17 protein-coding genes and 3 rRNA genes are annotated in these 25,764 nt (G+C 69.7%); 2 read left to right on the plus strand and 18 right to left on the minus strand.

The genetic code is table 11. The annotated features are described in order from the left end of the window. Nucleotides 1-130: 130 nt before the first annotated feature. The 4 genes from recN to FRANCCI3_RS15890 all read right to left on the minus strand — a co-directional run bounded on the left by recN (nucleotide 131) and on the right by FRANCCI3_RS15890 (nucleotide 4,238). Entirely contained in the window at nucleotides 131-1,885 is a 1,755-nt protein-coding gene (gene recN, locus FRANCCI3_RS15875; protein ID WP_011437543.1) for a DNA repair protein RecN, read from the minus strand. 276 nt (nucleotides 1,886-2,161) lie between these two features. Next, nucleotides 2,162-3,061 carry an NAD kinase gene (locus tag FRANCCI3_RS15880; protein WP_011437544.1) on the minus strand — a complete coding sequence of 300 codons (900 nt, stop codon included), beginning with the start codon at nucleotides 3,059-3,061 and terminating at the stop codon, nucleotides 2,162-2,164. After that, nucleotides 3,058-3,933: a TlyA family RNA methyltransferase gene (locus FRANCCI3_RS15885; protein ID WP_011437545.1), complete on the minus strand. Its 876-nt coding sequence runs from the start codon at nucleotides 3,931-3,933 to the stop codon at nucleotides 3,058-3,060. The genes FRANCCI3_RS15880 and FRANCCI3_RS15885 overlap by 4 nt, the downstream gene beginning before the upstream one ends. A 17-nt stretch (nucleotides 3,934-3,950) precedes the next feature. Continuing rightward, nucleotides 3,951-4,238, minus strand: a complete 288-nt coding sequence (locus FRANCCI3_RS15890; protein ID WP_011437546.1) for a hypothetical protein — start codon at nucleotides 4,236-4,238, stop codon at nucleotides 3,951-3,953. A 358-nt stretch (nucleotides 4,239-4,596) separates the two neighbouring features. On the opposite strand from FRANCCI3_RS15890, the gene FRANCCI3_RS15895 reads away from it, so the two are divergent. Further along, a complete protein-coding gene (locus FRANCCI3_RS15895; protein ID WP_011437547.1) occupies nucleotides 4,597-4,935 on the plus strand; it encodes an alkyl sulfatase C-terminal domain-containing protein in 339 nt (112 codons plus the stop codon). A 41-nt stretch (nucleotides 4,936-4,976) separates the two neighbouring features. On the opposite strand, the gene FRANCCI3_RS15900 is transcribed toward FRANCCI3_RS15895, so the two are convergent. Then, the gene (locus FRANCCI3_RS15900) at nucleotides 4,977-6,326 is read right to left on the minus strand and encodes an HAD-IIA family hydrolase (protein WP_011437548.1); all 1,350 of its coding nucleotides are present in this window, start codon (nucleotides 6,324-6,326) and stop codon (nucleotides 4,977-4,979) included. Continuing rightward, nucleotides 6,323-6,841 carry a tetratricopeptide repeat protein gene (locus FRANCCI3_RS26330; RefSeq protein WP_308726852.1) on the minus strand — a complete coding sequence of 173 codons (519 nt, stop codon included), beginning with the start codon at nucleotides 6,839-6,841 and terminating at the stop codon, nucleotides 6,323-6,325. The genes FRANCCI3_RS15900 and FRANCCI3_RS26330 overlap by 4 nt, the downstream gene beginning before the upstream one ends. 496 nt (nucleotides 6,842-7,337) lie before the next feature. On the opposite strand from FRANCCI3_RS26330, the gene FRANCCI3_RS15910 reads away from it, so the two are divergent. Next, complete coding sequence (locus FRANCCI3_RS15910; protein WP_011437550.1) at nucleotides 7,338-8,669, plus strand: DUF1015 family protein; 1,332 nt, start codon at nucleotides 7,338-7,340, stop codon at nucleotides 8,667-8,669. Between the two features lie 86 nt (nucleotides 8,670-8,755). Here the strand turns inward: FRANCCI3_RS15910 and FRANCCI3_RS15915 are convergent, their stop codons facing one another. From FRANCCI3_RS15915 to argJ, 12 genes are all read right to left on the minus strand, one after another. Beyond that, the gene (locus FRANCCI3_RS15915; protein ID WP_023842160.1) at nucleotides 8,756-9,619 is read right to left on the minus strand and encodes a tetratricopeptide repeat protein; all 864 of its coding nucleotides are present in this window, start codon (nucleotides 9,617-9,619) and stop codon (nucleotides 8,756-8,758) included. Between the two features lie 1,437 nt (nucleotides 9,620-11,056). Continuing rightward, nucleotides 11,057-11,173: ribosomal RNA gene (gene rrf / locus FRANCCI3_RS15920) — 5S ribosomal RNA — on the minus strand. Nucleotides 11,174-11,243: 70 nt separating this feature from the next. After that, nucleotides 11,244-14,348 (minus strand): 23S ribosomal RNA (locus FRANCCI3_RS15925). A gap of 414 nt (nucleotides 14,349-14,762) precedes the next feature. Further along, nucleotides 14,763-16,272 (minus strand): 16S ribosomal RNA (locus FRANCCI3_RS15930). Together the 16S, 23S and 5S rRNA genes form the textbook arrangement of a ribosomal RNA operon. A 567-nt stretch (nucleotides 16,273-16,839) precedes the next feature. Continuing rightward, a complete protein-coding gene (locus tag FRANCCI3_RS15935; protein ID WP_011437552.1) occupies nucleotides 16,840-17,478 on the minus strand; it encodes a DNA-3-methyladenine glycosylase in 639 nt (212 codons plus the stop codon). Between the two features lie 26 nt (nucleotides 17,479-17,504). Further along, complete coding sequence (gene argH / locus FRANCCI3_RS15940) at nucleotides 17,505-18,899, minus strand: argininosuccinate lyase (RefSeq protein ID WP_011437553.1); 1,395 nt, start codon at nucleotides 18,897-18,899, stop codon at nucleotides 17,505-17,507. 77 nt (nucleotides 18,900-18,976) lie between these two features. Next, nucleotides 18,977-20,179, minus strand: coding sequence for an argininosuccinate synthase (locus tag FRANCCI3_RS15945; RefSeq protein ID WP_011437554.1), 1,203 nt, complete (start codon nucleotides 20,177-20,179; stop codon nucleotides 18,977-18,979). A gap of 165 nt (nucleotides 20,180-20,344) precedes the next feature. Then, nucleotides 20,345-21,049 carry an arginine repressor gene (gene argR, locus FRANCCI3_RS23590; protein WP_011437555.1) on the minus strand — a complete coding sequence of 235 codons (705 nt, stop codon included), beginning with the start codon at nucleotides 21,047-21,049 and terminating at the stop codon, nucleotides 20,345-20,347. Further along, complete coding sequence (gene argF / locus FRANCCI3_RS15955) at nucleotides 21,046-22,068, minus strand: ornithine carbamoyltransferase (protein WP_011437556.1); 1,023 nt, start codon at nucleotides 22,066-22,068, stop codon at nucleotides 21,046-21,048. The genes argR and argF overlap by 4 nt, the downstream gene beginning before the upstream one ends. Then, complete coding sequence (locus tag FRANCCI3_RS15960; protein ID WP_011437557.1) at nucleotides 22,065-23,399, minus strand: acetylornithine transaminase; 1,335 nt, start codon at nucleotides 23,397-23,399, stop codon at nucleotides 22,065-22,067. Before FRANCCI3_RS15960 ends, argF begins: the two co-directional genes overlap by 4 nt. Further along, on the minus strand, nucleotides 23,396-24,484 hold the full coding sequence (argB, locus tag FRANCCI3_RS15965) for an acetylglutamate kinase (RefSeq protein WP_011437558.1): 1,089 nt from the start codon (nucleotides 24,482-24,484) through the stop codon (nucleotides 23,396-23,398). Before argB ends, FRANCCI3_RS15960 begins: the two co-directional genes overlap by 4 nt. After that, nucleotides 24,481-25,647: a bifunctional glutamate N-acetyltransferase/amino-acid acetyltransferase ArgJ gene (gene argJ / locus FRANCCI3_RS15970; RefSeq protein ID WP_011437559.1), complete on the minus strand. Its 1,167-nt coding sequence runs from the start codon at nucleotides 25,645-25,647 to the stop codon at nucleotides 24,481-24,483. The genes argB and argJ overlap by 4 nt, the downstream gene beginning before the upstream one ends. Between the last annotated feature and the right edge of the window lie 117 nt (nucleotides 25,648-25,764).

The raw sequence follows: 25,764 nt of genomic DNA on the forward strand, positions 1-25,764 counted from the left end.
AGCTCCCCCGCGCGACGCCTCCAGCGCAATGCGGGGACTCTGCCATAAGGGTGAGTCATGGCCCTCGGTTATCACCTTCGGTGACTGCCTGGACCACCGCAGGATGTCCGACCTCCCGACCGCGGTGGCACTACGGCAGCGCCTTGTCGGCCTCCGCGGCGGCGAGCAGCTCCTCGGCGTGCCCACGGGCCAGCGGGCTCTCCTCCTGGCCGGCGAGCATCCGGGAGAGCTCCCGCACCCGGCCGGCGTCGTCGAGCGTGACGATCCCGCTACGGGTGACCGATCCGTCGTCGGCCTTGTGGACCACCAGATGACGGTCCGCGAAGGCGGCGACCTGCGGCAGATGAGTGATACAGATCACCTGATGGGTGCGGGCGAGGCGGGCGAGGCGCCGGCCGATCTCCACCGCGGCCCGGCCGCCGACCCCGGCGTCCACTTCGTCGAAGACCATGGTCGAACCGGTGTCGGCGGCGGCGAGGACGACCTCGATCGCGAGCATGACCCGGGACAGCTCACCGCCCGACGCGCCTTTCTGGACCGGCCGCGGCGGCGCCCCGGGATGCGGTATCAGCCGCAGCTCCACGTCGTCGACGCCGAACGGTCCGAACGCGACGACCCGCAGGCCGACCGGCAGACCGGCTGGATCGTCGCGCTGCGACACGGCGGCCTCCACCCGGGCCCGGGGCATCGCGAGCCCGGCGAGCTCGGCGGCGACCGCCGCACCGAACCGGGCCGCCGCCTTGGTCCGGGCCTCGCTGACCTCCTCGGCGAGCCGGGCCAGCTCGGCGGTCAGGCTGTCCCGCCGGGCGGTGAGCGCCTCGACGCTGTCCCCGGCGCCGTCGAGTTCCAGCAACCGGCGCCCGGCCTGGTCCGCCCAGGCCAGCACGCCGTCAATGCCGGTGCCGTGCGCCCGGGTCAGGCTGGTGAGGGCGGCCTTGCGCGCCTGGGCGTCGGCGAGGCGCACCGGGTCGGCATCGATGCCCTCCGCGTAGGAGGCGAGGTCCGCGGCGACGTCGGTGAGCAGCATCCCCACCTCCGTGAGCCGCGTGCCGAGGGCAGCGAGCTCGGCGTCAAGGGCGGACTCGCCGGCGATGACCCGCTGGGCCGCGGCCACCAGATCGACCGCACCGGGCTCGTCCGACCCGGTGGCCGGATCGCTCATCAGCGCGGCGTGCGCGGTCCGCGCCGCCCGCACCAGGGTCTCCGCGTGCTCCAGCTTGGTCAGCTCGGCGTCGAGGGTGACGTCCTCACCGGGGCTGGGGGCGATCCGTTCCACCTCGTCCAGGCCGATGCGCAGCAGCTCCGCCTCCTGCTCGCGTTCACGCACCCGGTCGGTGATCTCGGCGAGCTGCCGACTGACCCGGGTCAGCTCCCGGTACACACCGCCGTAGCGGGCCAACGGCCCGGCGACGGCGGAACCGGCGAACCGGTCCAACGCGTCACGCTGGGTGGACGGCTTGAGCAGGCGCTGCGCCTCGGACTGGCCGTGCACGGCGATCAGCTCCTCGGCGATCTCGGCGAGGACACTCGCCGGAACCGAGCGGCCCGCGACCTGCGCCCGGGACCGGCCCTCCGCGGTCAGGGTCCGACCGACGACGAGGACGGCGCCCCCCGGATCCTCGTCGAGGTCGCCGCCGACTTCGCGGACCCGGGCCGCGACAGCCGACTCGGCACCGATGACGAGCCGACCCTCGACAAAGGCGCGATCGACCCCGGGCCGGACCAGACCGTAATCCGCCCGCCCGCCGGTGAGCAGTCCCAGCCCCTGGACAATCATGGTCTTGCCGGCTCCGGTCTCGCCACTCACCACGGTGAGGCCGGGAGCGAGGTCGAGGGCGGCATCGTCGATGACCCCGAGGCCGCGGATGCGAATCTCCTCGAGCACGCCCCGAACTCTAGCGTCACCAGGACGGAGGCCGATATCGCAGAGGCGGAAGATCCGACATCGCTGTCCCCGCGTCGCGGCGAAGCCCCCCGACAATCACCCCAGGAAGCTCGCCGAAGGCGAGCTGACGGAAACCCCGAACGGCGCCCAGGGCCAGGGGTCCCCGCGTCGCGGCGAAGCCCCCCGACAATCACCCCAGGAAGCTCGCCGAAGGCGAGCTGACGGAAACCCCGAACGGCGCCCAGGGCCAGGGGTCCCCGCGTCGCGGCGAAGCCGCTACGCGGGGGAGGCACGCTGGTTGCGTCCCCGCCAACCTTCCACCGGAAGGCCGAACTTGGCAACAAGACGATCAGTGAACGGCAGCGGGTGCACCACGGCGAGCCGCACCGGTCGGCGGCCGCGGACCACCTCGACCCGCGACTCGGGGGGCACCTCGACGGACCGCCGGCCGTCACAGTAGAGGACCGCGGGCACCGGCGGCAGGATCTCCACGGCGACCGCGGAGGTCGGCGCCAGCACGAGCGGCCGGGCGAACAGCGCGTGCGCGCTGATCGGGGCGACCAGCAGGGCCTCGACGCCCGGCCACATCACCGGACCACCGACCGAGAAGGCGTAGGCGGTGGATCCGGTGGGCGTCGAACAGATCACCCCGTCGCAGCCCCACCGGGACAGCGGACGCCCGTCAATCTCCAACACGCATTCCAGCATCCGAGCGCGCTCGGCCTTCTCCAGGGACATCTCGTTGAGCGCCCAGCCGGTATAGGTGACCTCGCCACGCCGCCGGACCGTGACGTCTACCGTCATGCGTTCCTCGACCGTGTAGTCCTTGCGGACGACGTGCTCGATGGTGGATTCCAGCGCGTCGGGTTCGGCCTCGGCGAGGAACCCGACATGCCCGAGGTTCACGCCCAGCAGCGGGGCGTCAGCGGTGCGGGCCAGCTCCGCGCCGCGCAGCAGGCTGCCGTCGCCGCCGAGGACCAGCACCAGTTCCACCCCGACGGCCGCGTCGGCGTCGTGCGGCACGCTGTTGGCGGCGGTCAGGTCGAGCATCTCCGCCTCGTCCCGCAGCACCCGCGGCGACACCCCGGCGGCGGCCAGGCCCTCGATGACCCGATGGGCGCTCTCCCGGACCACCGAGCGGCGGGGATGGGTGACGACGAGGATCTCCCGCGTCATGCCCGGCGCCCCGGTCCCGCGGGGCCGGCGGCGATCGCCCCGGCCAGGACGTCCGCGTCGAGCGGTGGGGCCCCGGCGGCCAGCCACAGCAGGTACTCGACGTTGCCCGCCGGGCCGGGCAGCGGACTCGCCGTGACGCCACGCACGCCGAGATCCAGCATGGCCGCGGACGCCGCCACGTCGTGGACCGCCTCGGCGTGCAATGCGGTGTCACGCACCACCCCGCCGGGCCCGAGCCGCTCCCGGCCGACCTCGAACTGGGGCTTCACCAGCAGCACGAAATCGGCATCCGGGACCGCGCAGGCGCGCAGCGCGGGCAGCACCAGGGCCAGCGAGATGAACGACAGGTCCCCGACGACCAGGTCGACGCGGTCACCGATCTCGGCGGGCGTCAGGTTCCGGGCGTTGGTACGGTCGAGCACGCGGACCCGGGGGTCGCAGCGCAGCCGCCACAGCAACTGCCCGTAGCCGACGTCCACGGCCACGACGGTCCCCGCCCCGTACCGCAGCAGCACGTCGGTGAAGCCGCCGGTGGAGGCACCGACGTCCAGGCACCGACGACCGGCCACGACCAGCGTGGGGCCGGTCGAACGCGGGATTTCGGCACCCGGCCCCGGTTCCGGCCCCGGTGCGGGGACCCCGAAGGCCTCGAAGGCACCCAGAAGTTTGTGCGCGCCGCGGGAGGCGTAGCCGGGATCGTCCCCCTTCGTCACCGCGATGGAGGTGGATCCGTCGACCACCGTGGCAGCCTTCGTGGCAGGAATGCCGCCGACCAGCACCCGACCCGCGGTGATCGCCGCAACGGCCTGCTCCCGGGACCGGGCGAGACCACGACGGACAAGTTCGCTGTCCAGACGTGTCCGGCGGGACATCGCGACCCCGGAGCGACTCACCGCGCCGGCCGGATCATGCCCGGCCCGGGCCGCGGCCCTCCCGTGGGACGCGCCCCGCAACGCGCCGGAACGGGCACGCCCGGCCCGGCCGCGCCCCCGACGCCCTTGACCTGGTCAGCACCCTTGACCTGGTCAGCGCTCCCGTCCAGGTCCGCCAGTGCCCCGGCCAACCGGCGGTTTATCTCCTCGAAGACCTCGACATGCGCGGCCGTCGGTAGGACGTCGAGCATGTCCAGCCGGCCGAGGGCGCCGCGAACCTCGGCAGGCAGATTCTCGGTGTTCACGTTGTCAGCCTCCCGCACTCACGGCCGCTGACGCGACGGACCCTGGCGACGTGCGTCATGCGACGAATCTCATGTCCTGTCCACTCCTCGTCCGGCCGGATCCGCCCTCGGCCGGCCCGGGACCTCACCCCGGGTCCGTCAGGACCACCGGAGATCGGCTCGCAACCGGTGTAAACTCGCCCACCACGCGGGTCGTCCCGCCCGGAACACCTACTCTCACGCTAGTGTCCCGGCACGCCGGGCCGAGAGGGGCGCAGGTCGAACAGGCCGACCGGAACACCTACTCTCACGCTAGTGTCCCGGCACGCCGGGCCGAGAGGGGCGCAGGTCGAACAGGCCGAGAGGAGGACCGGCCGGGATGGCCGACAGGTCGCAGTGCGAGGCCGCGCTCCATGCTCTCGCCGCCCGCCTGGATGGGCTCTCCGCCGACGGCCGTCCCCCGCGCGCCCCGGATCGCGTCATCGTCTGTCGTATCCCCGATCTCGGCGCTGTCTTCTCCGGGGAGCTGCGCGACGGCTGCCTGCGGCACATTGGCGAAGGCAGCCGCGACGACGCCCAGATCACCCTGACGCTGGAGAGCGACGACCTGGTGGCGGTCGCCGAGGGAAGGCTTCCCGCGATGACCGCCTGGGCCAGTGGGCGGCTGAAGGTGGACGCGAGCGTGTGGGATCTGCTGCGGGTCCGCTCGCTGCTGTGACGATGCGCCTGTTCACCGACGATGCTCCAAGGCGCCGGGACTCAGGCGAGCGCCACGGGCTCCGGTGCCCGGGGCGCCGGAGCCATCAGGTCCTCGCAACCCGGTGGGCGTCGCGCCGCGATCGCGTGGACGGCGACGCCGCTGTCCAGGGCGGACCAGACCGTGGCGCAGGCGGCCCGCAGCCCGTCCAGCCCGTCGGTGCCGTCCCCGTTCCACGTGTCGTCACCCGACATATCCCGGTCTGACGCATCCCCACCGGAATGACCGCCGCCTGAACGATCGCCATCCGACGCGTCATCGCCCAGCCCGTAGCTTTCACCCGACCAGTGCAGCGTCCCCTCCTCGACCCGGCTGCTCCAGGCGCCGCAACGATAGGCGTGGTTCCCCAGCTCCGGGACGGCCTCCACCGGTGGCGCCGCCCGGAGCAGCCCGCGCAGGTCCGCGGCGAGGAAGTCGGGACGGTGCGGAGCGGGAGCTGCGAGCAGGTCTCCGGGGGTCGTCACCCCGGTGAAGACGAGCAGGGTCGGCGTCGACGTCCGGTGACCGGCCTCGATGTCGGTGTCGAGCCGGTCACCGACGATGAGGGGTATCCGGGCTCCGCTGCGCCGCATCGACTCGCGGTGCATCGCCGACTCGGGCTTGCCGGTCACCACCGGCTCGCGGTCCGTAGCGGCCCGCAGGAAGGCGATGACGGATCCGTTACCAGGCGCGACGCCCCGCTCGGTTGGCACGGTGCGATCGGCGTTGCTGGCGATCCACAGTGCTCCGGCCCGGATGGCATAGGCCGCCTCGGCGAGGCGGGCATAGGTGAGATCCGGGTCGAACCCCTGGACCACCGCCGCCGGATCGTCCTCGGCCGAGTCCACCGGGACCAGGCCCTCCTCCATCACCGCCTGTCGAAGTCCCCGCCCTCCGGTAATGAGCACCCGGGATCCGGTGCCCAGCCGTTCGGCCAGGACGTGCGCCGCTGCCTGCGCCGAGGTGACGACGTCCTCGGTTTGCGCCGGCACGCCGAAGCCGCGCAGGCGGGCGGCGACCTCGGCCGGCGGGCGCAGTGCGTTGTTCGTGACGTACACCGTGCGCATCCCCCGGCGGCCCGCGGCTGCGATGGTGCCGGCCGCGTGTGGCACGGCGGCGGCCCCACGGTTGACGACACCGTCGAGATCCATCAGGGCGACGTCGAACAGGTCGGCCAGCGGCCGGTCCGTCCCGCGCAACGGCCCGGGGAAGCCGCCGGAAGACACGGAGAAACCAGAGGACACAGAGGACACAGAGGAACCGGACAAGCCGCAGGACGACGAAGCGGAGGAGACCGCGGAAGGGCTGACTGACGAAGGGCTGGTTGACGTGGTCTCGTGCGCCGGCGCGGGCACGGCGGCCGGCCGGGTCATGCTCGAGCCAACGCCGCGCGGGCGCCACGCAGCGCGACACCGTAGTGTCGGATGTCGGGACGCATCGCCACGGCCAGCGCCAGATGCTCCACGGCCGCCCGGAGATCACCGATCTTGCGGGCGGACAGCCCGAGGCCGAACTGGGCGTAGTCGTCGGTGGGATGCCGGTCCACGATCCAGGCGAAAGTCTCCCGGGCCGCGCCGTACTGACCGGCGGTGAACTGTGCCCGGGCCAGCGCCTCCCGCACGCTCGGTGAGGCGGGTTCGGCCGCGACGGCGTGGGCCAGCAGCTGCACCGCGGCATTGGCGTCCCCGTGGCCGAGCAGCGCCATCCCCCGGGTGTACCAGTCGTAGACCTCACCCGCCGGTCCCGGCCGGGACCGGTCCGCACTGTCATCCACCCAGGACGTCACATCGGACGGCACCGAGCTGGATCTATCACGTCGTCTGCGGGCGGGCAGCCCACCGGGCGTCTCGTCCGGTACATCCCCCGGAGGGCCGGTCTCCTCGGACATCTTCACCTCCACGACACGGACGATCATCTGTCTCCTCGCCACACCAATCCTGAGCACCGGGCACGGACCTCGCGCCAGGCCACGCGCCGGACCTCGCGCCGGGCCTCGCGCCGGGCCTCGCGCCAGGCCACGCGCCAGGCCACGCGCCGGACTCCGCCGCACCGTGGCGCCCTCGATGCGCATCACCGCCTCTCACCCGAGGAACACCGCCAGATCCGGAATCACTCCGTCCGGCTTCGCCACCGCGGGCGCCAAGCGCCAGGCACATCCTCGAGGTCCGCAGCTCCAGTGTCGCCGCAAAGCCGCCCAACGTACCTCGAGATCCCCATAACGATCAGGTGTGCGCTGTCCACCGTCCCGCCGCTCCGATGGCACGCTCGCACTACGGGAAGGTGGTGAAATGTTCCTCTCGCCCGGTCGGGCCGGCCGGAACACGGGCGGTCAGCAGCGAGGGCACTCCCGGGTCACACCGGGTCCGCACTCTCGGGGCCCTACGATGCGGCTCATGGTTGACGCCGATCGTCCCGTTCCCGCTCCGGCGGGTCTCGTGCTCGCCCCGTTCCGGGCCGCACGATTTCCGTCCTCCGGGCCGGACCTCGCCCCGCTGACCTCCCCGCCCTACGACGTCATCGACGACGCCGAACGGGCGGAGCTCCAAGCGCGCGACGAGCGCAACGTGGTCCGGCTCATCCTCCCCGGGGAGGACTACGACGGGGCCGCCCGCACGCTGCGGGCATGGCTGGACAGCGGAGTGCTGCGTCGCGACGAGAAGGCCTCCGTCTACGTCTACGAGGAGGAGCGGGCCGGCCACGCCCAGCGCGGGCTGATCGGGGCGGTCGCGCTGACCGATCCGGATGCGGGGATCATCCTCCCGCACGAGAACACCATGGCGGGCCCGGTCTCAGACCGGTTGGCGCTGACCCGCGCGACCCGCGCGAACCTGGAACCGATCTTCCTGCTCTACGCCGGCGGCGGCGAGACCAGCCGGGTGGTCTCGATGGTGATCGCCACGACGCCGCTGGTGGAGACGTCCACGGACGACGGGGTGACGCACCGGCTCTGGGCCATCGACGATCCGGCGGTCCTCACCGCCATCGCCGCGGACCTGTTGCCCCGGCGCGCGGTGATCGCGGACGGCCACCATCGGTACGCCACCTACCGCCAGTACCAGGCGGAACGGCACGCCGCCGGGGATGGTTCGGGCCCCTGGGACTTCGGTCTGGCCTTCCTCGTCGACGCGACCGTCTCGGGGCCCCAGGTGCACGCCATCCACCGGGTAGTGCGTGGTCTCGGGCTCACCGAGGCGGTGCGGCGGGCCGCCGAGGTGTTCACCGTGCGTCAGCTCGCCGGGCCCGGCGAGGGTGGTACCGCCGCCGGGGATGCCGGTGGCGTGGGGCCGGCAGGCGCGGACCCGGACGCGCTGGTGGAGGAACTGGCCAAGGCCGGGCAGGGCGGGCACGCGTTCGTGGTCACCAACGGCACCGCGGCCTACCTGCTCACCGAGCCCGACGCCGACCTGCTCACCCGTAGTCTGCCCCCCGAACGGTCGGCGGCCTTCCGTGGACTCGACGTCACCGTCGCTCATCTTGCGTTGATCGTGGACGTCTGGGGGTTGACGGACACGGTGGGCGTGGTCGACTACCACCACGACGCGCCGGCCGCGATCGCCGCGGCGGCTGCGGCGGGAGGTACCGCGCTGCTGCTCAACCCCACCCCGATCGCCGGTGTGACGGCCGTCGCCGAGGCCGGCGAGCGGATGCCGCGCAAGTCGACGTTGTTCACCCCGAAGCCGCGCACCGGACTCGTGCTGCGTCCACTCGACGACTGACCGGCGTACGTAGGACCGGCGTACACACGGTCCGTCTCCCCGCGGACCCACGGATACCGGGCGGAGTGGTCCTCGGCCGAACGGTCCTACCTCCCGGTCTCCGTCGCCTCGGCCTCGGGAGCAGCCTCGGTGCCGGTGCCGGTGCCATGATCAGTAAGATCATGGCCGGTGATGTCCTGATCGACGTTCGCCTCGGTCCCGGCGTCCGCGTCGGGATCGGCCCGATCCGAGAGCAGGAGATCCGCGCCGTCCTGGGCAGCCTCCTCGTCCTCCTCGGGGAGAGGCCGACCAGTCATGATCAGATACGCACGGGCGTCGGCGTCGGTCTCTCCCTCGTCGATCGCAGCCGTGGAGGTGAACCAGCGTGCGGCCTCCTCTGGACGACCGGCGGCAAGCAGCGCCTCGGCATAGGCGTACCAGAGGCGGGCGGTCCACGGCGCGGGCGGCGTCTTGGCCGTGGCCAGATCCCGCAGCAACACGACGGCGGCCTCCGGCTGACCGAGGTCCCGGCGGGCCCCGGAGACGACGATGAGCATCTCCGCCCGAGCGGCCGGATCAAGCTGGTCGATCTGCGGATCCCGCAGGTAGGCGACGGTACGCTCCGGCCGGCCCAGTCCCCGTTCGCTGTCCGCCATCAGCGGCAGGTTGTGCGCGGAACCGTCCATCCGACGAGCGGCCCGAAGTTCCACCAGGGCCGTCGCGTACTCCCCCGCATGGTAGGCCGCGATACCGACCGCCTCGCGCACCGCAGGCAGGCGCGGCACCCGATCGGCGGCGGCGCGGGCGTGGGCGAGCGCGCGGGCGGGATCGTCGTCGAGCAGCAGGGCGGTCGCGACGAGATGGCGGGCGATCGTGTCGGCGAGCGACGATGGCAGCCCCCGAAGGGACCGGCGCACGTCGTGGTCCAGCAGGTCCGCGCGGGCCTCGTCGGGAAGTGGCGGAGCCGGCACCCGGGCCCGCCGGCTGCCCTGCTCAGTCTGATCAGTCCGGCCAGCCCGGTCGGTTCTGTCAGTCCGGCCAGGCCCGGTCGGACGGCCGCCGCGGGGGCCGCCGCGGGGGCCGCCGCCCCCGGGCCTGGAAGCCTCGGTGAACGGCCGGCCACGGCGCTCGGCGCGAGCGGCGCCGTCGCGGCGGTCCCCTCCACCGCTGGTGTCCCGGGGCCCCCGGGACTCCCGGCCTCGATCGCCGCCGGGCCGCGGGCCGGCCGAGCGCGTACCCGCGGGACGGTCGCCATCGGAACGCCAGACTCTGCCGTGAGTCGGCCGTTCAGGGCCGTCGTGCCGGGGCCGCGGGCCGTCGCTGCCGGCCCGGGCCTGCCCGGGCCGATGGGATACCGAGGAGTCGCGCCCCGGTCTGCCGTGGTCGGGACGGCTACTCGGCCTTCCGGACCGGCCGGTCTCCTCCGCTCCCGGCCGACCCCGACGCTCGCGCCAAGCCGCCTCGGCGGCGACCCGGTTGCGGGCGGAGGCTCCGCTCGCGCCCCGGTCACCGCTCGCGCCCCGGTCACCGCGCGGGCCGCCGGCTCGGGAAAAGCGCTCACCGCCAGCCGCCGGAGCACGCCCACCGCCGGTCCCCGTCCCCTCCGGACGCCGAGCCCCACCCGGGCGGCGGTCGACGAACGAGGCGGCCGAGGAGGAAGAGGAAGTGGCGGATCCCGCATCGCCCGCACGCGGCGATGCGCCGTACCGGGCGTTGCCGTACCGGGTGTTGGAGTCCGAACCCCTGGAGCGGTCCGGCCGGCCCTGGCCCTCCGGGCCGCGGCGGAACTGGCCCGCCCCGCCCCGCGTTCCTCCCCGCGCACCGCCCTGCCCGCCGCCGCGCGCACCCTGGCGCGCGCCCTGAGAGGGACCCCCCTGTCCGCGCGACGCGCCGGTCTCGGATCCGCCGCCCCGCCTTACGCCCGGGGCATCGCCACGCACCGGGCGCCCGGCGCGACGTCCCTCTGCCGGCGTGCCACGATCACCTGAAGCGTCCCGATCACGCCGCTGCGGGTGTGGGGACGTGAACGGCGTCGTCCCGCCTCGCTGACTGGATCTGTCTTCCCTCGGCATGACCGGCAACTTCCCTTTCATCCCGCAGGTACCGCGGTTGCGGCTGCGGGTCCCTCGTGATCCGGAGGCGCCCTCAGGCCGCCGGGCTTCCGACGCGGACACCACGGCGCCCGAGATCGTCGGCTGTGCTTCGGATGTTGCGTAGGTACGTCGGTCCGGGTTCACCCGGGTCCACGACGTTCACCCGGGTCCACGATGGTGCGGTGATGCCACAACCCTCAACGATACGACGTCCGGACCGGTGATGACCGGGTCCACCCGGTGACCATGCCGAAAAAGGGCGTGACAAAGGGTGTGGGGCTGTCTCCCTAGGGAGACAGCCCCACACTCGTATACGTCCGGCGGCGTCCTACTCTCCCACACAGTCCCCCATGCAGTACCATCGGCGCTGAAGAGCTTAGCTTCCGGGTTCGGAATGAGACCGGGCGTTTCCCCTTCGCCAAAACCACCGAAACACTATCCAGATATACCAGCCGAACCGGCCGTACACCCGAGAACCGCACAGTGGACGCGTAGCACCTTCGAAGACAAGCCCTCGGCCTATTAGTACCGGTCAGCTCCATGCGTCACCGCACTTCCACCTCCGGCCTATCAACCCGATCATCTAGTCGGGGGCCTTACCAGGCTACCCTGTGGGAGACCTCATCTCGAAGCAGGCTTCCCGCTTAGATGCTTTCAGCGGTTATCCCTTCCGAACGTAGCCAACCAGCCATGCCCTTGGCAGAACAACTGGCACACCAGAGGTTCGTCCGTCCCGGTCCTCTCGTACTAGGGACAGCCCTTCTCAAGTCTCCTGCGCGCGCGGCGGATAGGGACCGAACTGTCTCACGACGTTCTAAACCCAGCTCGCGTACCGCTTTAATGGGCGAACAGCCCAACCCTTGGGACCTACTCCAGCCCCAGGATGCGACGAGCCGACATCGAGGTGCCAAACCTTGCCGTCGATATGGACTCTTGGGCAAGATCAGCCTGTTATCCCCGGGGTACCTTTTATCCGTTGAGCGACGGCGCTTCCACAAGCCACCGCCGGATCACTAGTCCCTGCTTTCGCACCTGCTCGACATGTCTGTCTCACAGTCAAGCTCCCTTGTGCACTTGCACTCAACACCTGATTGCCAACCAGGCTGAGGGAACCTTTGGGCGCCTCCGTTACCCTTTAGGAGGCAACCGCCCCAGTTAAACTACCCACCTGACACTGTCCCTGATCCGGATCACGGACCCAGGTTAGACATCCAGTACGACCAGAGTGGTATTTCAACAACAACTCCACCAGAACTGGCGTCCCAGCTTCACAGTCTCCCACCTATCCTACACAAGCCGAACCGAACACCAATATCAAGCTATAGTAAAGGTCCCGGGGTCTTTCCGTCCTGCCGCGCGTAACGAGCATCTTTACTCGTAATGCAATTTCGCCGAGTCTGTGGTTGAGACAGTGGGAAAGTCGTTACGCCATTCGTGCAGGTCGGAACTTACCCGACAAGGAATTTCGCTACCTTAGGATGGTTATAGTTACCACCGCCGTTTACTGGCGCTTAAGTTCTGAGCTTCGCCCCGAAGAGCTAACCCGTCCCCTTAACGTTCCAGCACCGGGCAGGCGTCACTCCGTATACATCGTCTTACGACTTAGCACGGAGCTGTGTTTTTAGTAAACAGTCGCTTTCCCCTGGTCTCTGCGGCCACTCCCCGCTTCGGAGGTAAACCCCTACACGGAGAACGGCCCCCCTTCTCCCGAAGTTACGGGGGCATTTTGCCGAGTTCCTTAACCACAGTTCACTCGAACGCCTCGGTATTCTCTACCTGACCACCTGTGTCGGTTTAGGGTACGGGCGGCCCTGACACTCGCTAGAGGCTTTTCTCGGCAGCATAGGATCACCCACTTCGCCGCAATCGGCTCGGCATCAGGTCTCAGACACACAAGACGCGGATTTACCTACGCCTCGTCCTACACCCTTGCCCCAGGACAACCACCGCCTGGGCTGGACTACCTTCCTGCGTCACCCCATCGCTTGCCTACTACCAGCCGGGATCCCACCCTCCCGAACACACCTCCGAAGAGACACATCCGATCAGATGGTTAGCACAAACCAGGTTCAGCATGGCCGCGTCAACGCCGGTACGGGAATATCAACCCGTTATCCATCGACTACGCCTGTCGGCCTCGCCTTAGGTCCCGACTCACCCTGGGCGGATTAGCCTGCCCCAGGAACCCTTGGTCATCCGGCGGACGGGTTTCTCACCCGTCATTCGCTACTCATGCCTGCATTCTCACTCGTATGGCATCCACGGCTGGGTCACCCCGCCGCTTCACACGCCACACGACGCTCCCCTACCCACACACAAACCTGGACACCAAAGTGCCGGGAAATTTTGTGCATGCCGCAGCTTCGGCGGTGCGCTTGAGCCCCGCTACATTGTCGGCGCGGAATCACTTGACCAGTGAGCTATTACGCACTCTTTCAAGGGTGGCTGCTTCTAAGCCAACCTCCTGGTTGTCTATGCGACTCCACATCCTTTTCCACTTAGCGCACGCTTAGGGGCCTTAGCTGGCGATCTGGGCTGTTTCCCTCTCGACTACGAAGCTTATCCCCCGCAGTCTCACTGCCGCACTTCACTTACCGGCATTCGGAGTTTGGCTGACTTCAGTAAGCTTGTGGGCCCCCTAGGCCATCCAGTGCTCTACCTCCGGCAAGAAACATACGACGCTGCACCTAAATGCATTTCGGGGAGAACCAGCTATCACCGAGTTTGATTGGCCTTTCACCCCTACCCACAGCTCATCCCCCAGGTTTTCAACCCTGGTGGGTTCGGTCCTCCACACGGTCTTACCCGCGCTTCAACCTGGCCATGGGTAGATCACTCGGCTTCGGGTCTTGGACATGCGACTCAACGCCCTCTTCGGACTCGCTTTCGCTACGGCTACCCCACACGGGTTAACCTCGCCACACACCGCAAACTCGCAGGCTCATTCTTCAAAAGGCACGCGGTCACCAGACCACAGTCCAGCTCCCACGGATTGTAGGCACACGGTTTCAGGTACTATTTCACTCCCCTCCCGGGGTACTTTTCACCTTTCCCTCACGGTACTAGTCCGCTATCGGTCACCAGGGAGTATTTAGGCTTAGCGGGTGGTCCCGCCAGATTCACACGGAATTACACGGGCTCCGTGCTACTTGGGAACACGTCCGGGAGGAACACTGCTTTCGGCTACAGGGCTATTACCCTCTATGGCGGCCCATTCGCATGACCTTCGCCTAACAATGCTCTTTCTGACTCCCCGATGGAACGGCAGCTCCACCTGGACGATCCCACAACCCCAGCATCGCAACACCTGCCGGCTCTCACACGACACTGGTTTAGCCTGTTCCGCTTTCGCTCACCACTACTCGCGGAATCACGGTTGTTTTCTCCTCCTGCGGGTAATGAGATGTTTCACTTCCCCGCGTTCCCTCCACATGCCCTATGTGTTCAGGCACGGGTGACAGGATTTAAAGCCCTGCCGGGTTTCCCCATTCGGAAATCCTCGGATCACAGCTCGGTTGACAGCTCCCCGAGGCATATCGCAGCCTCCCACGTCCTTCATCGGCTCCTGGTGCCAAGGCATCCACCGTGCGCCCTTAATAACTTGGCCACAAAGATGCTCGCGTCCACTGTGCAGTTCTCAACGTACGGACGGCCCCAGCCGACCCGGCGAAACCCACCCCCACCCAACGGGAAGGCAGTCCTCCACCACGACCGGTCCGTTCCACCAGCAGACCCCCCCACCACGATCCCCACCAGGACCACAGCACAGGAACCCACCAGCCGAGAGAGCCTCACTCCCTCAGGACCCAACAGCGTGCCACGGACCCCAGCCACCCACCCGGACCGTTCCACCCCCCACCCCACCCGAAGATAAGGACAGAGGAGTACTAGACCCCGGACAACCAGCCGAAACCCCATCGTCAGCGTTCCACCCACGAGCAACCAGACCGGCATCCACAGCCGGCCCTGGCTCTGCACCAGCCCACCCCACTACAGGACAGACCAGCCAGACGCTCCTTAGAAAGGAGGTGATCCAGCCGCACCTTCCGGTACGGCTACCTTGTTACGACTTCGTCCCAATCGCCGGTCCCACCTTCGACGGCTCCCCCCACAAGGGTTAGGCCACCGGCTTCGGGTGTTACCGACTTTCGTGACGTGACGGGCGGTGTGTACAAGGCCCGGGAACGTATTCACCGCAGCATTGCTGATCTGCGATTACTAGCGACTCCGACTTCACGGGGTCGAGTTGCAGACCCCGATCCGAACTGAGACCGGCTTTTTGGGATTCGCTCCACCTCACGGCATCGCAGCCCTTTGTACCGGCCATTGTAGCATGTGTGCAGCCCAGGACGTAAGGGGCATGATGACTTGACGTCATCCCCACCTTCCTCCGAGTTGACCCCGGCAGTCTCCTATGAGTCCCCGACACGACTCGCTGGCAACATAGGACGAGGGTTGCGCTCGTTGCGGGACTTAACCCAACATCTCACGACACGAGCTGACGACAGCCATGCACCACCTGTGCAGGACCCTTACGGACCCCGTATCTCTACGAGATTTCCCTGCATGTCAAGCCCTGGTAAGGTTCTTCGCGTTGCATCGAATTAAGCCACATGCTCCGCCGCTTGTGCGGGCCCCCGTCAATTCCTTTGAGTTTTAGCCTTGCGGCCGTACTCCCCAGGCGGGGCGCTTAATGCGTTAGCTGCGGCACGGAGGCCGTGGAAGGTCCCCCACACCTAGCGCCCAACGTTTACGGCGTGGACTACCAGGGTATCTAATCCTGTTCGCTCCCCACGCTTTCGCTCCTTAGCGTCAGTTCCGGCCCAGAGACCCGCCTTCGCCACCGGTGTTCCTCCTGATATCTGCGCATTTCACCGCTACACCAGGAATTCCAGTCTCCCCTGCCGGACTCTAGCCTGCCCGTATCGACTGCAGGCCCGGAGTTGAGCCCCGGGTTTTCACAGCCGACGCAACAGGCCGCCTACGAGCTCTTTACGCCCAATAATTCCGGACAACGCTTGCATCCTACGTATTACCGCGGCTGCTGGCACGTAGTTGGCCGGTGCTTCTTCTGCAGGTACCGTCACTCTCGCTTCGTCCCTGCTGAAAGAGGTTTACAACCCGAAGGCCGTCATCCCCCACGCGGCGTCGCTGCGTCAGGCTTCCGCCCATTGCGCAATATTCCCCACTGCTGCCTCCCGTAGGAGTCTGGGCCGTGTCTCAGTCCCAGTGTGGCCGGTCGCCCTCTCAGGCCGGCTACCCGTCGTCGCCTTGGTAGGCCATCACCCCACCAACAAGCTGATAGGCCGCGGGCCCATCCCGAGCCGATAAATCTTTCCACACCACCAGATGCCCGGCAATGTCATATCCGGCATTAGCCCCGGTTTCCCGAGGTTATTCCAGAGCTCGGGGCAGGTTGCCCACGTGTTACTCACCCGTTCGCCGCTGAGAGCCGAAGCTCCCCGCTCGACTTGCATGTGTTAAGCACGCCGCCAGCGTTCGTCCTGAGCCAGGATCAAACTCTCCATCAATGCATTGAGAGCGCCGATGCAAAAACATCGACAGACCCCGACATCGACAGCAGACCCTCACAGGCCCACCACCGTGTCCAAAGGAATCCCTCACAACCCAACCAGACAGCCACCCCACCACGTGGGACACCACCCAGCCAGGCCATGAACGGGGTAAAACAATTGGCACTGACAATCGGCACGCTGTTGAGTTCTCAAGGAGCAGGCGCTACTGAGTAGACGTCGCAAGACGTCGCCCTCAGGCGGCTTGCTGGCTTCTTACAAAATTCTGGAGGATGCTCGTCAGTTACTCCCCAGACGGGGGCTGCCGTACATCTGCCACACGCGCCCCTCGGGGGGGCAGTCACCGACCGCATCCGTGGTACTCGGCGGATCCGGTGTCTCGCTGACAGAGAGAACATTACGGGTGGATGACGGGGGACGTCAAATCAATCCCTTACCAAGATATGTGATGTACGTCACACCTTCTCAAGACCAGTTCGTTGTGATCTTCTGATATGGGACGCTTGATGGTCTGGGCCGGAAGACTGACACCCGGAACACGGGCCAGAGCATCACCGGGTCGACTCACCTGGGTCGACGCGGCGGCCGCGGGCCGCTGACCGTCGCCTCGCCAGCGAGCCAGAATCGCCAGGGCCATTCGGTCGCCACCCGAATCCCCGCCCGGGGGCCGCGGCGGACCCGGCCGCCGGAGATACCGGGCGGGCCGGGAGGACGGATCCCCCGGCCCCCGGCCAGTGCCACCGTGACCGGCCCCGGGCCGGTGATCGTGGTTCCGCTCAATGCGCCGGTCACGGCGAGCGCCCGTCCCAACCGGCCGGGGCCACGCGCCAGGTCCGCCTCGACCAGGCGCGGGAAACGGCCCGCCACGAGGTCACGACCCGCCACGACCTCTCCGGAGCGCAGGAGCACGGCCGACGCCGAACCGACCGGTCCGCACACTACGTTCAGACACCAGTGGACGCCGTAACTGAGGTAGACGTAGGCCCGTCCCGGCGGTCCGAACATGACGGCCGCGCGCGGCGTCGGGCCGCGGTAGGCGTGCGAGGCGGGATCGTCCAGCCCCCCGTACGCCTCGACCTCGGTGATCCGAACGGCGACCGGCCCGTGCCAGACCGTCGCACCAAGAAGAGCCGGTGCGACGGCCAGAACGGGCCGGTCATAGAAGTCCACCCCGTCCGGCGCGGCACCGTCCGTCGGTGCCATGCCGGGCGAGGATTCGGGTAGTGCCGTCAGCCCACCGCCCAGGCCTGGTCCCGGTCCAGCACCGGACGCAACGCGGCGATCTGCTCGCGGACCCGGTCGGGAGCGGTCCCGCCGGGGGCCGAGCGGGCCTCCAGCGCTCCCCGCACCGACAGCACCTCGCGCACGTCCGGGGTGAGCAGGGGGTTGATCATACCGAGATCGTCGTCCGACACCTCGTCGAGATCGACGTCGTGGGCCACGCACCACGACACGAACTGGCCGACCGCCTCGTGCGCCTGACGAAACGGCACCCCTCGGCGCACCAGGTACTCGGCGACATCCGTGGCCAGCGCGAAGCCGTCGGGCGCCGCGGCGACGAGCCGCTCGCGACGGACCCGCATGGTCGCAACCGTGCCGGTCAGCGCGGGCAACACCAGCAGCAGGGTGTCGACCGCGTCGAAGACCGGCTCCTTGTCCTCCTGCAGATCGCGGTCGTAGGCGAGCGGCAGTCCCTTGAGGGTGGCCAGGAAACCGGTCAGATCCCCGATGAGCCGGCCGGACTTCCCCCGGGCCAGCTCCGCGACGTCCGGGTTCTTCTTCTGCGGCATGATCGAGCTACCGGTCGCGAAGGCGTCGTCCAGTTCGACCCAGCCGAACTCCCTCGTCGTCCAGAGCACGATCTCCTCGCCGAGCCGCGACAGGTGCACCCCGATCAGGGCCGCCACGAACAGGAACTCGGCGGCGAAGTCCCGGTCGGAGACCGCGTCGAGGGAGTTGGCGAACGCCCGGTCGAACCCCAGCTCCGCGGCCACCCCCTGCGGGTCGAGCGGCAGCGAGGAACCGGCCAGTGCCCCGGCCCCCAGGGCGCTCACCGACGCCCGGACGTCCCAGTCGCGCAACCGGTCGATGTCCCGGACGAACGCCTGCACGTGTGCCAGCAGCTGATGACCGAAGGAGATCGGCTGGGCGTGCTGCAGGTGGGTCATCCCGGGGGCCGGGGTGTCGACGTGCTGCTCGGCAAGCACGACCAGCGCGTGGGACAACTCGGTCAGCCGCGCGGCCACCTCGCGGGCCGAGTCCCGCAGGTAGAGCCGCAGGTCGGTGGCGACCTGGTCGTTGCGGCTCCGGCCGGCCCGCAGCTTTCCGCCCAGCGTTCCGAGCCGTTCGAGCAGACCACGTTCGAGGGCGGTGTGGACGTCCTCGTCCTCGACGGTCGGGCGGAACCGGCCCTGGGCGACCGCGTCGGAGAGCTCGTCCAGGGCGGCGAGCATCGCCGCGAGCTCGTCGGCGTCGAGCAACCCGGCCCGGTGCAGGACCCGGGCGTGCGACTTCGACGCGAGCAGATCGTAGGGCGCCAGCCGCCAGTCGAACTGGACGCTTATCGACAGCCGGGCGAGCGCCTCCGCCGGGCCGCCGGCGAAGCGCCCGCCCCACAGCCGCATCGGCGCCCCGTCACCGGGCGCCCCGTCACCGGGCCCTCTGCGCGTCGTGTCGTTCCCGCCGGGCGGGTGCGTCGCGGTCACGGGTTCAGCCGCTGCTCGCGCGCCGCCCAGACCTTCGTCGGCAGACCCCAGAGCTCGATGAACCCGCGGGCGTCGCGCTGGTCGAACTGGTCGCCGGCGTCGTAGGTGGCCAGTGCGTGGTCGTACAGACTGGCCGGGCTGCGCCGGCCGACGACCTGGGCGACGCCACCCACGAGCCGGATCCGCACCTCCCCGGACACTCCGGCGCTGGCGGAGTCGACGAAGGCGTCCAACGCGCTCTTCAGCGGCGAGTACCACAGACCGTCGTAGACGATCTCACCCCACCGCTGGTCGATGCCCCGCTTGAACCGGGCGACGTCCCGCTCAAGCGTGAGGTCCTCGAGGTCCCGGTGGGCCGTTAGCAGCGTGATCGCCGCCGGGCACTCGTAGATCTCCCGGCTCTTGATGCCGACGAGCCGGTCCTCGATCAGGTCGATCCGGCCCACGCCGTGGGCGCCCGCCCGGACGTTGAGCTCGGCGACGAGATCGGCGAGCGGGAGGGAGCGCCCGTCCAACCCCACCGGGACACCGTCGATGAACGAGATGGTCACCTCGTCGGGGATCCGCGCGACGGTGGGGTCCGCGGAGTAGACGAAGACATCCTCCGGCGGCTGGGCCCACGGGTCCTCGAGGACGCCGCACTCGGCGGTGCGGCCCCACAGGTTCTGGTCGATGGAATACGGCGATTTCTTCGACACGTCGATCGGCAGGCCGCGTTCCTCCGCGAAGGCGATCGCCTTGTCCCGGGTCATCCCCGAGTCGCGCACCGGGGCGAGCACGCTCAGCCCGGGGGCGAGCGCCGCCACCCCGACCTCGAAGCGCACCTGGTCGTTGCCCTTGCCGGTGCAGCCGTGCGCGATGGCGTCCGCCCCGTGCTCGCGGGCCGCGGCGACCAGATGCCTGACGATGACGGGTCGCGACAGGGACGAGATCAACGGATACCGGTCCATGTAGAGCGCATTGCTCTTAATCGCCGGAGCGACGAAGGACTCGGCGAACTCCTCACGGGCGTCGACGACGATCGACTCGACCGCGCCACAGGTGAGGGCGCGCTGCCGGATGGCCTCGAGGTCCTCGCCGCCCTGGCCGACGTCAACCGCCAGCGCGACGACGTCGGCGCCGGTCTCGGCGCCGATCCAACCGATGGCCACGGACGTGTCGAGGCCGCCCGAGTAGGCAAGCACGACGCGTTCGGTCACAGTACTTATCTCCTTATGTCGTTTTATATCAGAATCATGTTGAATTATTGAAAATCACGCCAGGCTGGTTAAAGAAAAACCGATGAGTGCTATTTTTAGCAAAAATTAGCGCTATGTTCATCAAGGATGCCGGGAAGGCCGGTTCACGGCGTCGCCGGCGCACCGCTACGCATCCTGGTCTGGCACGGCGGACGATCCCGTCGACGCTCCCCGCGCCCGGCCGTCGGCGAGCCACAGGAGATGAGCGGCGAGTGCCGGACCCCTCGGACCAGCATGCCCTCCCTGACCAGCGGGATCTCCCGGACCGACCGAACTCTCCGGACGGACCGAGCTCTCCGGACGGACCGAGCTCTCCGGACGGACCGAGCTCTCCGGACGGACCGAGCTCTCCGGACGGACCAGGGCCTCGGCTGCGGGAGCCGACCGGCAGACGACGAGCACCGTGTCATCCCCCGCGATCGTGCCCATGACCCCCGGAAGCGCCTCCCGGTCGAGCACCGAGGCGAACAGCTGCGCGGCGCCCGACGGTGTGCGCAGCACGACCAGGTCGCCGTTGGCCTCCGCGGAGACCAGCAGTTCCTCGCAGAGCCGGGTGAGCGACAACCGGACGATCTCCGCCGGCGCGAGGTTCGCCTCGACCGCGTAGACCAAGCCGCCGTCCGGACCGCGCACCTTGGTCGCCCCGATGTCCTCCAGATCACGGGACAGGGTTGCCTGGGTAACCTGGACGCCCTCGGCGGCCAGCAGACGCGCGAGCTCGGTCTGTGAACGCACGCCGCGCTGACCGATCAACGCCGCCAGCCGAGCCTGGCGGGCGTGCTTGGTCAACGGCGCGGCACGCGCGGCCTCCGCGCCTGCTTCCGAGGTCATCGCCCGGTGCCCCCCACCGACGATGCGCCCCCCACCGACGATGCGCCCCCCACCCCGGACGCGCTTCCGGCGGTGCCGGTCGGACCGACGCCCTCGGACAGCAGGATCGACAGCAGGGCCTTCTGGGCGTGCAGCCGGTTCTCGGCCTGGTCGAACACGACCGAACGGGGTCCGTCGATCACCGACGTGGTGATCTCGAGCTCCCGATGCGCGGGCAGGCAGTGCATGACGATCACGTCGGGCGAAGCGGCCTCGACGGCCTTCTCGTCGAGGCGGTACGGCTGGAACACCAACGCGCGGCTGTCCGACTCACTCTCCTGACCCATCGACGCCCACACGTCGGTGTAAAGCACGTCTGCCCCGGCGGCGGCCTCCAGCGCGTCGTGCATCACCAGCGCCTCCCCCCCGGTCACCATGCCGATCTCATTGGCGTGCCGCACCACCTGCTCGAACGGCTCATAGCCGGGCGGCGAGGCCACGTGCACCCGCATGCCGGCCGACGCGCCGGCGAGCAGCAGCGAGTGCGCGACGTTGTTGCCGTCGCCCAGGTAGGTCAGGGTCAGCCCGGCCAGGCGGCCCCGCCGCTCCCGGATCGTCTGCAGGTCGGCCAGGGCCTGGCAGGGATGGGCGTGGTCGGACAGCGCATTGATCACCGGAACGGTGGCCGCCGCCGCCAGCCGCTCCAGCCGCTCCTGCGCGAAGGTACGCACGACGATCGCGTCGACGTACCGGCTCAGCACGGCGGCGGTGTCCTCGATGGTCTCCCCCCGGCCAAGCTGCGCGCTCGCCGCGTCGATCACCACCGGGTGGCCGCCGAGCTCAGCGACGCCCACGTCGAACGACAGTCGGGTGCGCGTCGACGGCTTCTCGAACAGCAGCGCCACCGAGCGCCCGGCGAGCGGACGCTCCGTCAGCCGGGTGACGCGGCGGCGTGCCTTGAACCCGTCGGCGAGGTCGAGCAGAGCGGTCTGCTCCGCGGGGGTCAGGTCGGTGTCGAGAAGGAAGTGTCGGACCGTCATGCGCTGACCCTAGAGCCCGGGGCTGACGCGGACTGCGCCGACGCGGACTGCGCCGACGGAACCCGGGCGGCGAGCGCGTCGCCGACGATGCCGGGCAGGGCCGCGACGAAGGCGTCCACCTCGGCGGCGGTGAGGATCAGCGGTGGGGCGAGCCGGATGGCGTCGGGGGCGACGGCGTTCACCAGGTAACCGGCCTCGCGGGCGGCCTTCTCCACCGCCGGCGCGAACGGGCCGTCGAGCTCGATCGCCCGCCACAGCCCCTGTCCCCGGACCCCCGCCACGCCGGGCACGCCCGCCGCCCGGATCGCCGCGGCCAGCCGCTCCCCGAGCCGCGACGCGTGTTCAAGCAGGCCCTCGGCGGCGATCGTGTCGAGCACCGCGAGCGCCGCCGCGCAGACGATCGGGCCGCCGCCGAAGGTGCTGCCATGATCCCCCGGGCGCAACAGCGTCCCCGCCGCGCCGATGCCGACGCAGGCGCCGACGGGCAGGCCACCGCCGAGTCCCTTGGCCAGGGTGATCACGTCGGGCAGCACGCCCTCGGCCTGGTGAGCGAACCACGAGCCGGTCCGGCCGATGCCGCTCTGTACCTCGTCCAGGACCAGCAGCGCGCCGGCGGAGTCACAGACAGCCCGCGCGGCGGCGAGGTAGCCGGTCGGCGGCGGCACGACACCGCCTTCACCGAGGGTCGGTTCCAGGAACACCGCCGCGGTCGCCTCGCTGACGGCGGCGCGCAGGGCCGCGCCGTCTCCATAGGGCACGAACCGGACGCCGGGCAGCAGTGGCTCGAACGGTGCCCGCTTGGCCGGCTGACCGGTAATGGACAGCGCGCCCAGGGTCCGACCGTGGAACGAGCCCTCGGTGGCGATAATCTCCGGACGGCCGGTCCGGCGGGCGATCTTGATTGCTGCCTCGTTGGCCTCCGCCCCCGAGTTGCAGAAAAAGACCTTCGCCCCCTCGGGCGGAAGCCCGGGGCTCGGCGCGCCGACCCGCAGCAGCTCGACGAGCCGTTCGGCCAGCAGCACCTGAGGCTCGTTGGCATAGAGGTTCGACACGTGGCCGAGAGCGCCGAGCTGGCCGACGACGGCGTCCCGGACCGCCGGGTGGCAGTGACCGAGCACGCTGACGGCTACCCCGCCGACCAGGTCGAGATATTCGCGGCCGTCATGGTCCCACACCCGGCTGCCGGCCCCCCGGGCCAGGGAGATCGCGGGTCGGCCGTAGGTCGCCATCACGACGGCGTCCCGCCGGGCGATCAGATCGGCGTCCTTAGCGATCTCGGCGTTCACTGGGTTCACTGGGTTCACTGGGTTCTCAGCGATCTCGGCGTTCATGGCGTTCCTCCGGTCGGTTCGCCGGCCGGAACGATCCCGGCCGGGCGCGCGGCGGGTGCGGGGGGCGTACCCGGCTCAGGCGAGGTGCCCGACTCGGCCATGATCAAGGTGCCGATGCCATCGTCGGTGAAGATCTCCAGGAGCACCGCGTGCGGCACCCGTCCGTCGAGCACGTGCGCCTGCGGAACACCGCCACGCACCGCCCGCCGGCAGGCCTCCATCTTGGGAATCATGCCGGCGGTGAGCGAGGGGAGGAGCTGTTCGAGCTCGGTGATGCTCAGCTCACTGATCACCTCGTCGCTCGCCGGCCAGTCCGCGTAGAGGCCCTCGACGTCGGTCAGGACGACGAGCTTCGTAGCCCCGAGCGCGACGGCGAGTTCGGCGGCGGCGGTGTCGGCGTTGACGTTGTAGACCCCGCCGTCGACGCCGCGGGCGACCGACGCGACCACCGGCACCTTCCCGGAGCCGAGCAGGGCGTTGATCGTCTCCGGTCGGACCTCGACGATGTCGCCGACCAGGCCGACGTCGACCTCCCGGCCATCGACGATCGCCGGGCGGCGCCGCGCGGTGAAGAGGTTGGCGTCCTCACCGGACAGCCCGACGGCGAACGGGCCGTGGTCGTTGACGAGCCCCACGACGTCCCGATTGACCTGGCCGAGCAGGACCATCCGCACGACGTCCATGGTCTGTGGGGTGGTGACCCGCAGGCCGCCGACGAACGTTGAGGGGACACCGAGGCGCTCCAGATGCGCGGTGATCTGCGGACCGCCGCCGTGCACGACGACCACCCGCAGCCCCGAGTGGCGCAGGAACACGACGTCGGCGGCGAAGGCCTCGCGCAGCGCCGGCTCCGTCATCGCGTTGCCGCCGTACTTGACGACGATGGTCGCGCCCTGGAACCGCGACAGCCACGGGAGCGCCTCGATGAGGACCTGGGTCTTCGCGAGCGCCGCATGGCCGCGGGCGGTGGCGGCCGGGCCCCGCCCGGTGCCCCCGCCCGGGGCGGCGTCGCCGGTGCTGCCGGTGCTGCCGGTGCTGCCGTGCCCACCGTTCGAAGGCGGCGGCGTCCGGGTCGGGGCGTTCATGTCGAGTACGCCGAGTTCTCGTAGACGTACCCGTCGGTCAGGTCGTTCGTCCAGACGGTGACCTCGGCATCGCCGGCGTGCAGATCGACGCCGATGCGCACCTCACGGCCGGACAGGTCGACGAGGTCGCGGTCCTCGCCGGGGGCCCCGGCCCGGCAGACCCGCACCTCGTTGATGGACACGTCCAGCGCGTCGGGCTCGAAGACGGCCTTCGTGGTGCCGATCGCGGCGAGCACCCGTCCCCAGTTCGGGTCCTTGCCGTACAGAGCGCACTTGAGCAGGTTGTTGCGGGCGACGGCCCGGCCGACCTCCAGCCCGTCGTCCTCGGTCGCGGCTCCGGTCACGGTGATGGCGATGGTCTTCGTCGAACCCTCGGCATCGCCGAGCATCTGCTGGGCGAGGTCGATGCACACCTCGGTGACCAGCCCCGTCAGCTCCGCCTCGGGCAGGCTCACCCCGGCGGCGCCCGAGGCCAGCAGCAGCACGGTGTCGTTGGTGGACAGGCAGCCGTCGGAATCGACCCGCTCGAAGCTGACCCGCGAGGACGCCCGGATCACCCGATCGAGGGTGGCGGCGTCCGCGACGGCGTCGGTGGTGACCACCACGAGCATCGTCGCGAGCGACGGCGCCAGCATCGCCGCGCCCTTACCCATCCCGCCGATGGTGACACCCGGGGTCGTTGACGAGGTGCGGACCGCGGCCTTCGCGACGGTGTCGGTGGTGCGGATCGCCTCCGCAGCCGCGGCGCCGGCGGTGTCGGTGTCAGCGAGGTCCGCCACCGCCTTGGTGGCGCCGGCGAGCAGGTTGTCCATGGGCAGGCGGACGCCGATGAGACCGGTCGAGCAGACCGCGACGTCGCCGGCACCGAGGCCGAGCGCCCCGGCGACGTGCTCGGCCGTGGCATGGGTATCGGCGAATCCGGCCGGACCGGTGCAGGCGTTCGCCCCGCCGGAGTTGAGGATGACGGCGCGCAGCCGGCCGTCGGCGAGGACCTGGCGGGTCCAGAGCACCGGAGCCGCCTGAACCCGGTTGGCGGTGAAGATCCCGGCGGCGGCGTCGGACGGCCCGTCGTTGACGACGAGCGCCACGTCCGGACGGCCGGACGGCTTCAACCCGGCCGCCACTCCGGCGGCGCGGAAGCCCCGTGGGGCGGTAACGCTCAACTCAACCCTCTCCTGTCTCCTGGCCGCGTTGCTGATCGATGTTGCTGATCGATGCTCCCGCGTCCTTACCGACCTACCGATCTACCGACCGATCTACCGACCTACCGATCTACCGGG

The sequence above is a fragment of the Frankia casuarinae genome, from assembly GCF_000013345.1.
GTDB lineage: Bacteria > Actinomycetota > Actinomycetes > Frankiales > Frankiaceae > Frankia > Frankia casuarinae.

What these genes read in the sequence shown, in the direction of transcription:
- FRANCCI3_RS15960 (WP_011437557.1), bottom strand. Translation starts at nt 23,399, where the DNA reads ATGAACGCCGAGATCGCTGAGAACCCAGTGAACCCAGTGAACCCAGTG.
- argF (WP_011437556.1), bottom strand. Translation starts at nt 22,068, where the DNA reads ATGACGGTCCGACACTTCCTTCTCGACACCGACCTGACCCCCGCGGAG.
- FRANCCI3_RS15910 (WP_011437550.1), top strand. Translation starts at nt 7,338, where the DNA reads ATGCGGCTCATGGTTGACGCCGATCGTCCCGTTCCCGCTCCGGCGGGT.
- FRANCCI3_RS26330 (WP_308726852.1), bottom strand. Translation starts at nt 6,841, where the DNA reads ATGTCCGAGGAGACCGGCCCTCCGGGGGATGTACCGGACGAGACGCCC.
- argR (WP_011437555.1), bottom strand. Translation starts at nt 21,049, where the DNA reads ATGACCTCGGAAGCAGGCGCGGAGGCCGCGCGTGCCGCGCCGTTGACC.
- argB (WP_011437558.1), bottom strand. Translation starts at nt 24,484, where the DNA reads ATGAACGCCCCGACCCGGACGCCGCCGCCTTCGAACGGTGGGCACGGC.
- FRANCCI3_RS15880 (WP_011437544.1), bottom strand. Translation starts at nt 3,061, where the DNA reads ATGACGCGGGAGATCCTCGTCGTCACCCATCCCCGCCGCTCGGTGGTC.
- FRANCCI3_RS15895 (WP_011437547.1), top strand. Translation starts at nt 4,597, where the DNA reads ATGGCCGACAGGTCGCAGTGCGAGGCCGCGCTCCATGCTCTCGCCGCC.
- FRANCCI3_RS15885 (WP_011437545.1), bottom strand. Translation starts at nt 3,933, where the DNA reads ATGTCCCGCCGGACACGTCTGGACAGCGAACTTGTCCGTCGTGGTCTC.
- argH (WP_011437553.1), bottom strand. Translation starts at nt 18,899, where the DNA reads ATGCGGCTGTGGGGCGGGCGCTTCGCCGGCGGCCCGGCGGAGGCGCTC.
- FRANCCI3_RS15900 (WP_011437548.1), bottom strand. Translation starts at nt 6,326, where the DNA reads ATGACCCGGCCGGCCGCCGTGCCCGCGCCGGCGCACGAGACCACGTCA.
- FRANCCI3_RS15935 (WP_011437552.1), bottom strand. Translation starts at nt 17,478, where the DNA reads ATGGCACCGACGGACGGTGCCGCGCCGGACGGGGTGGACTTCTATGAC.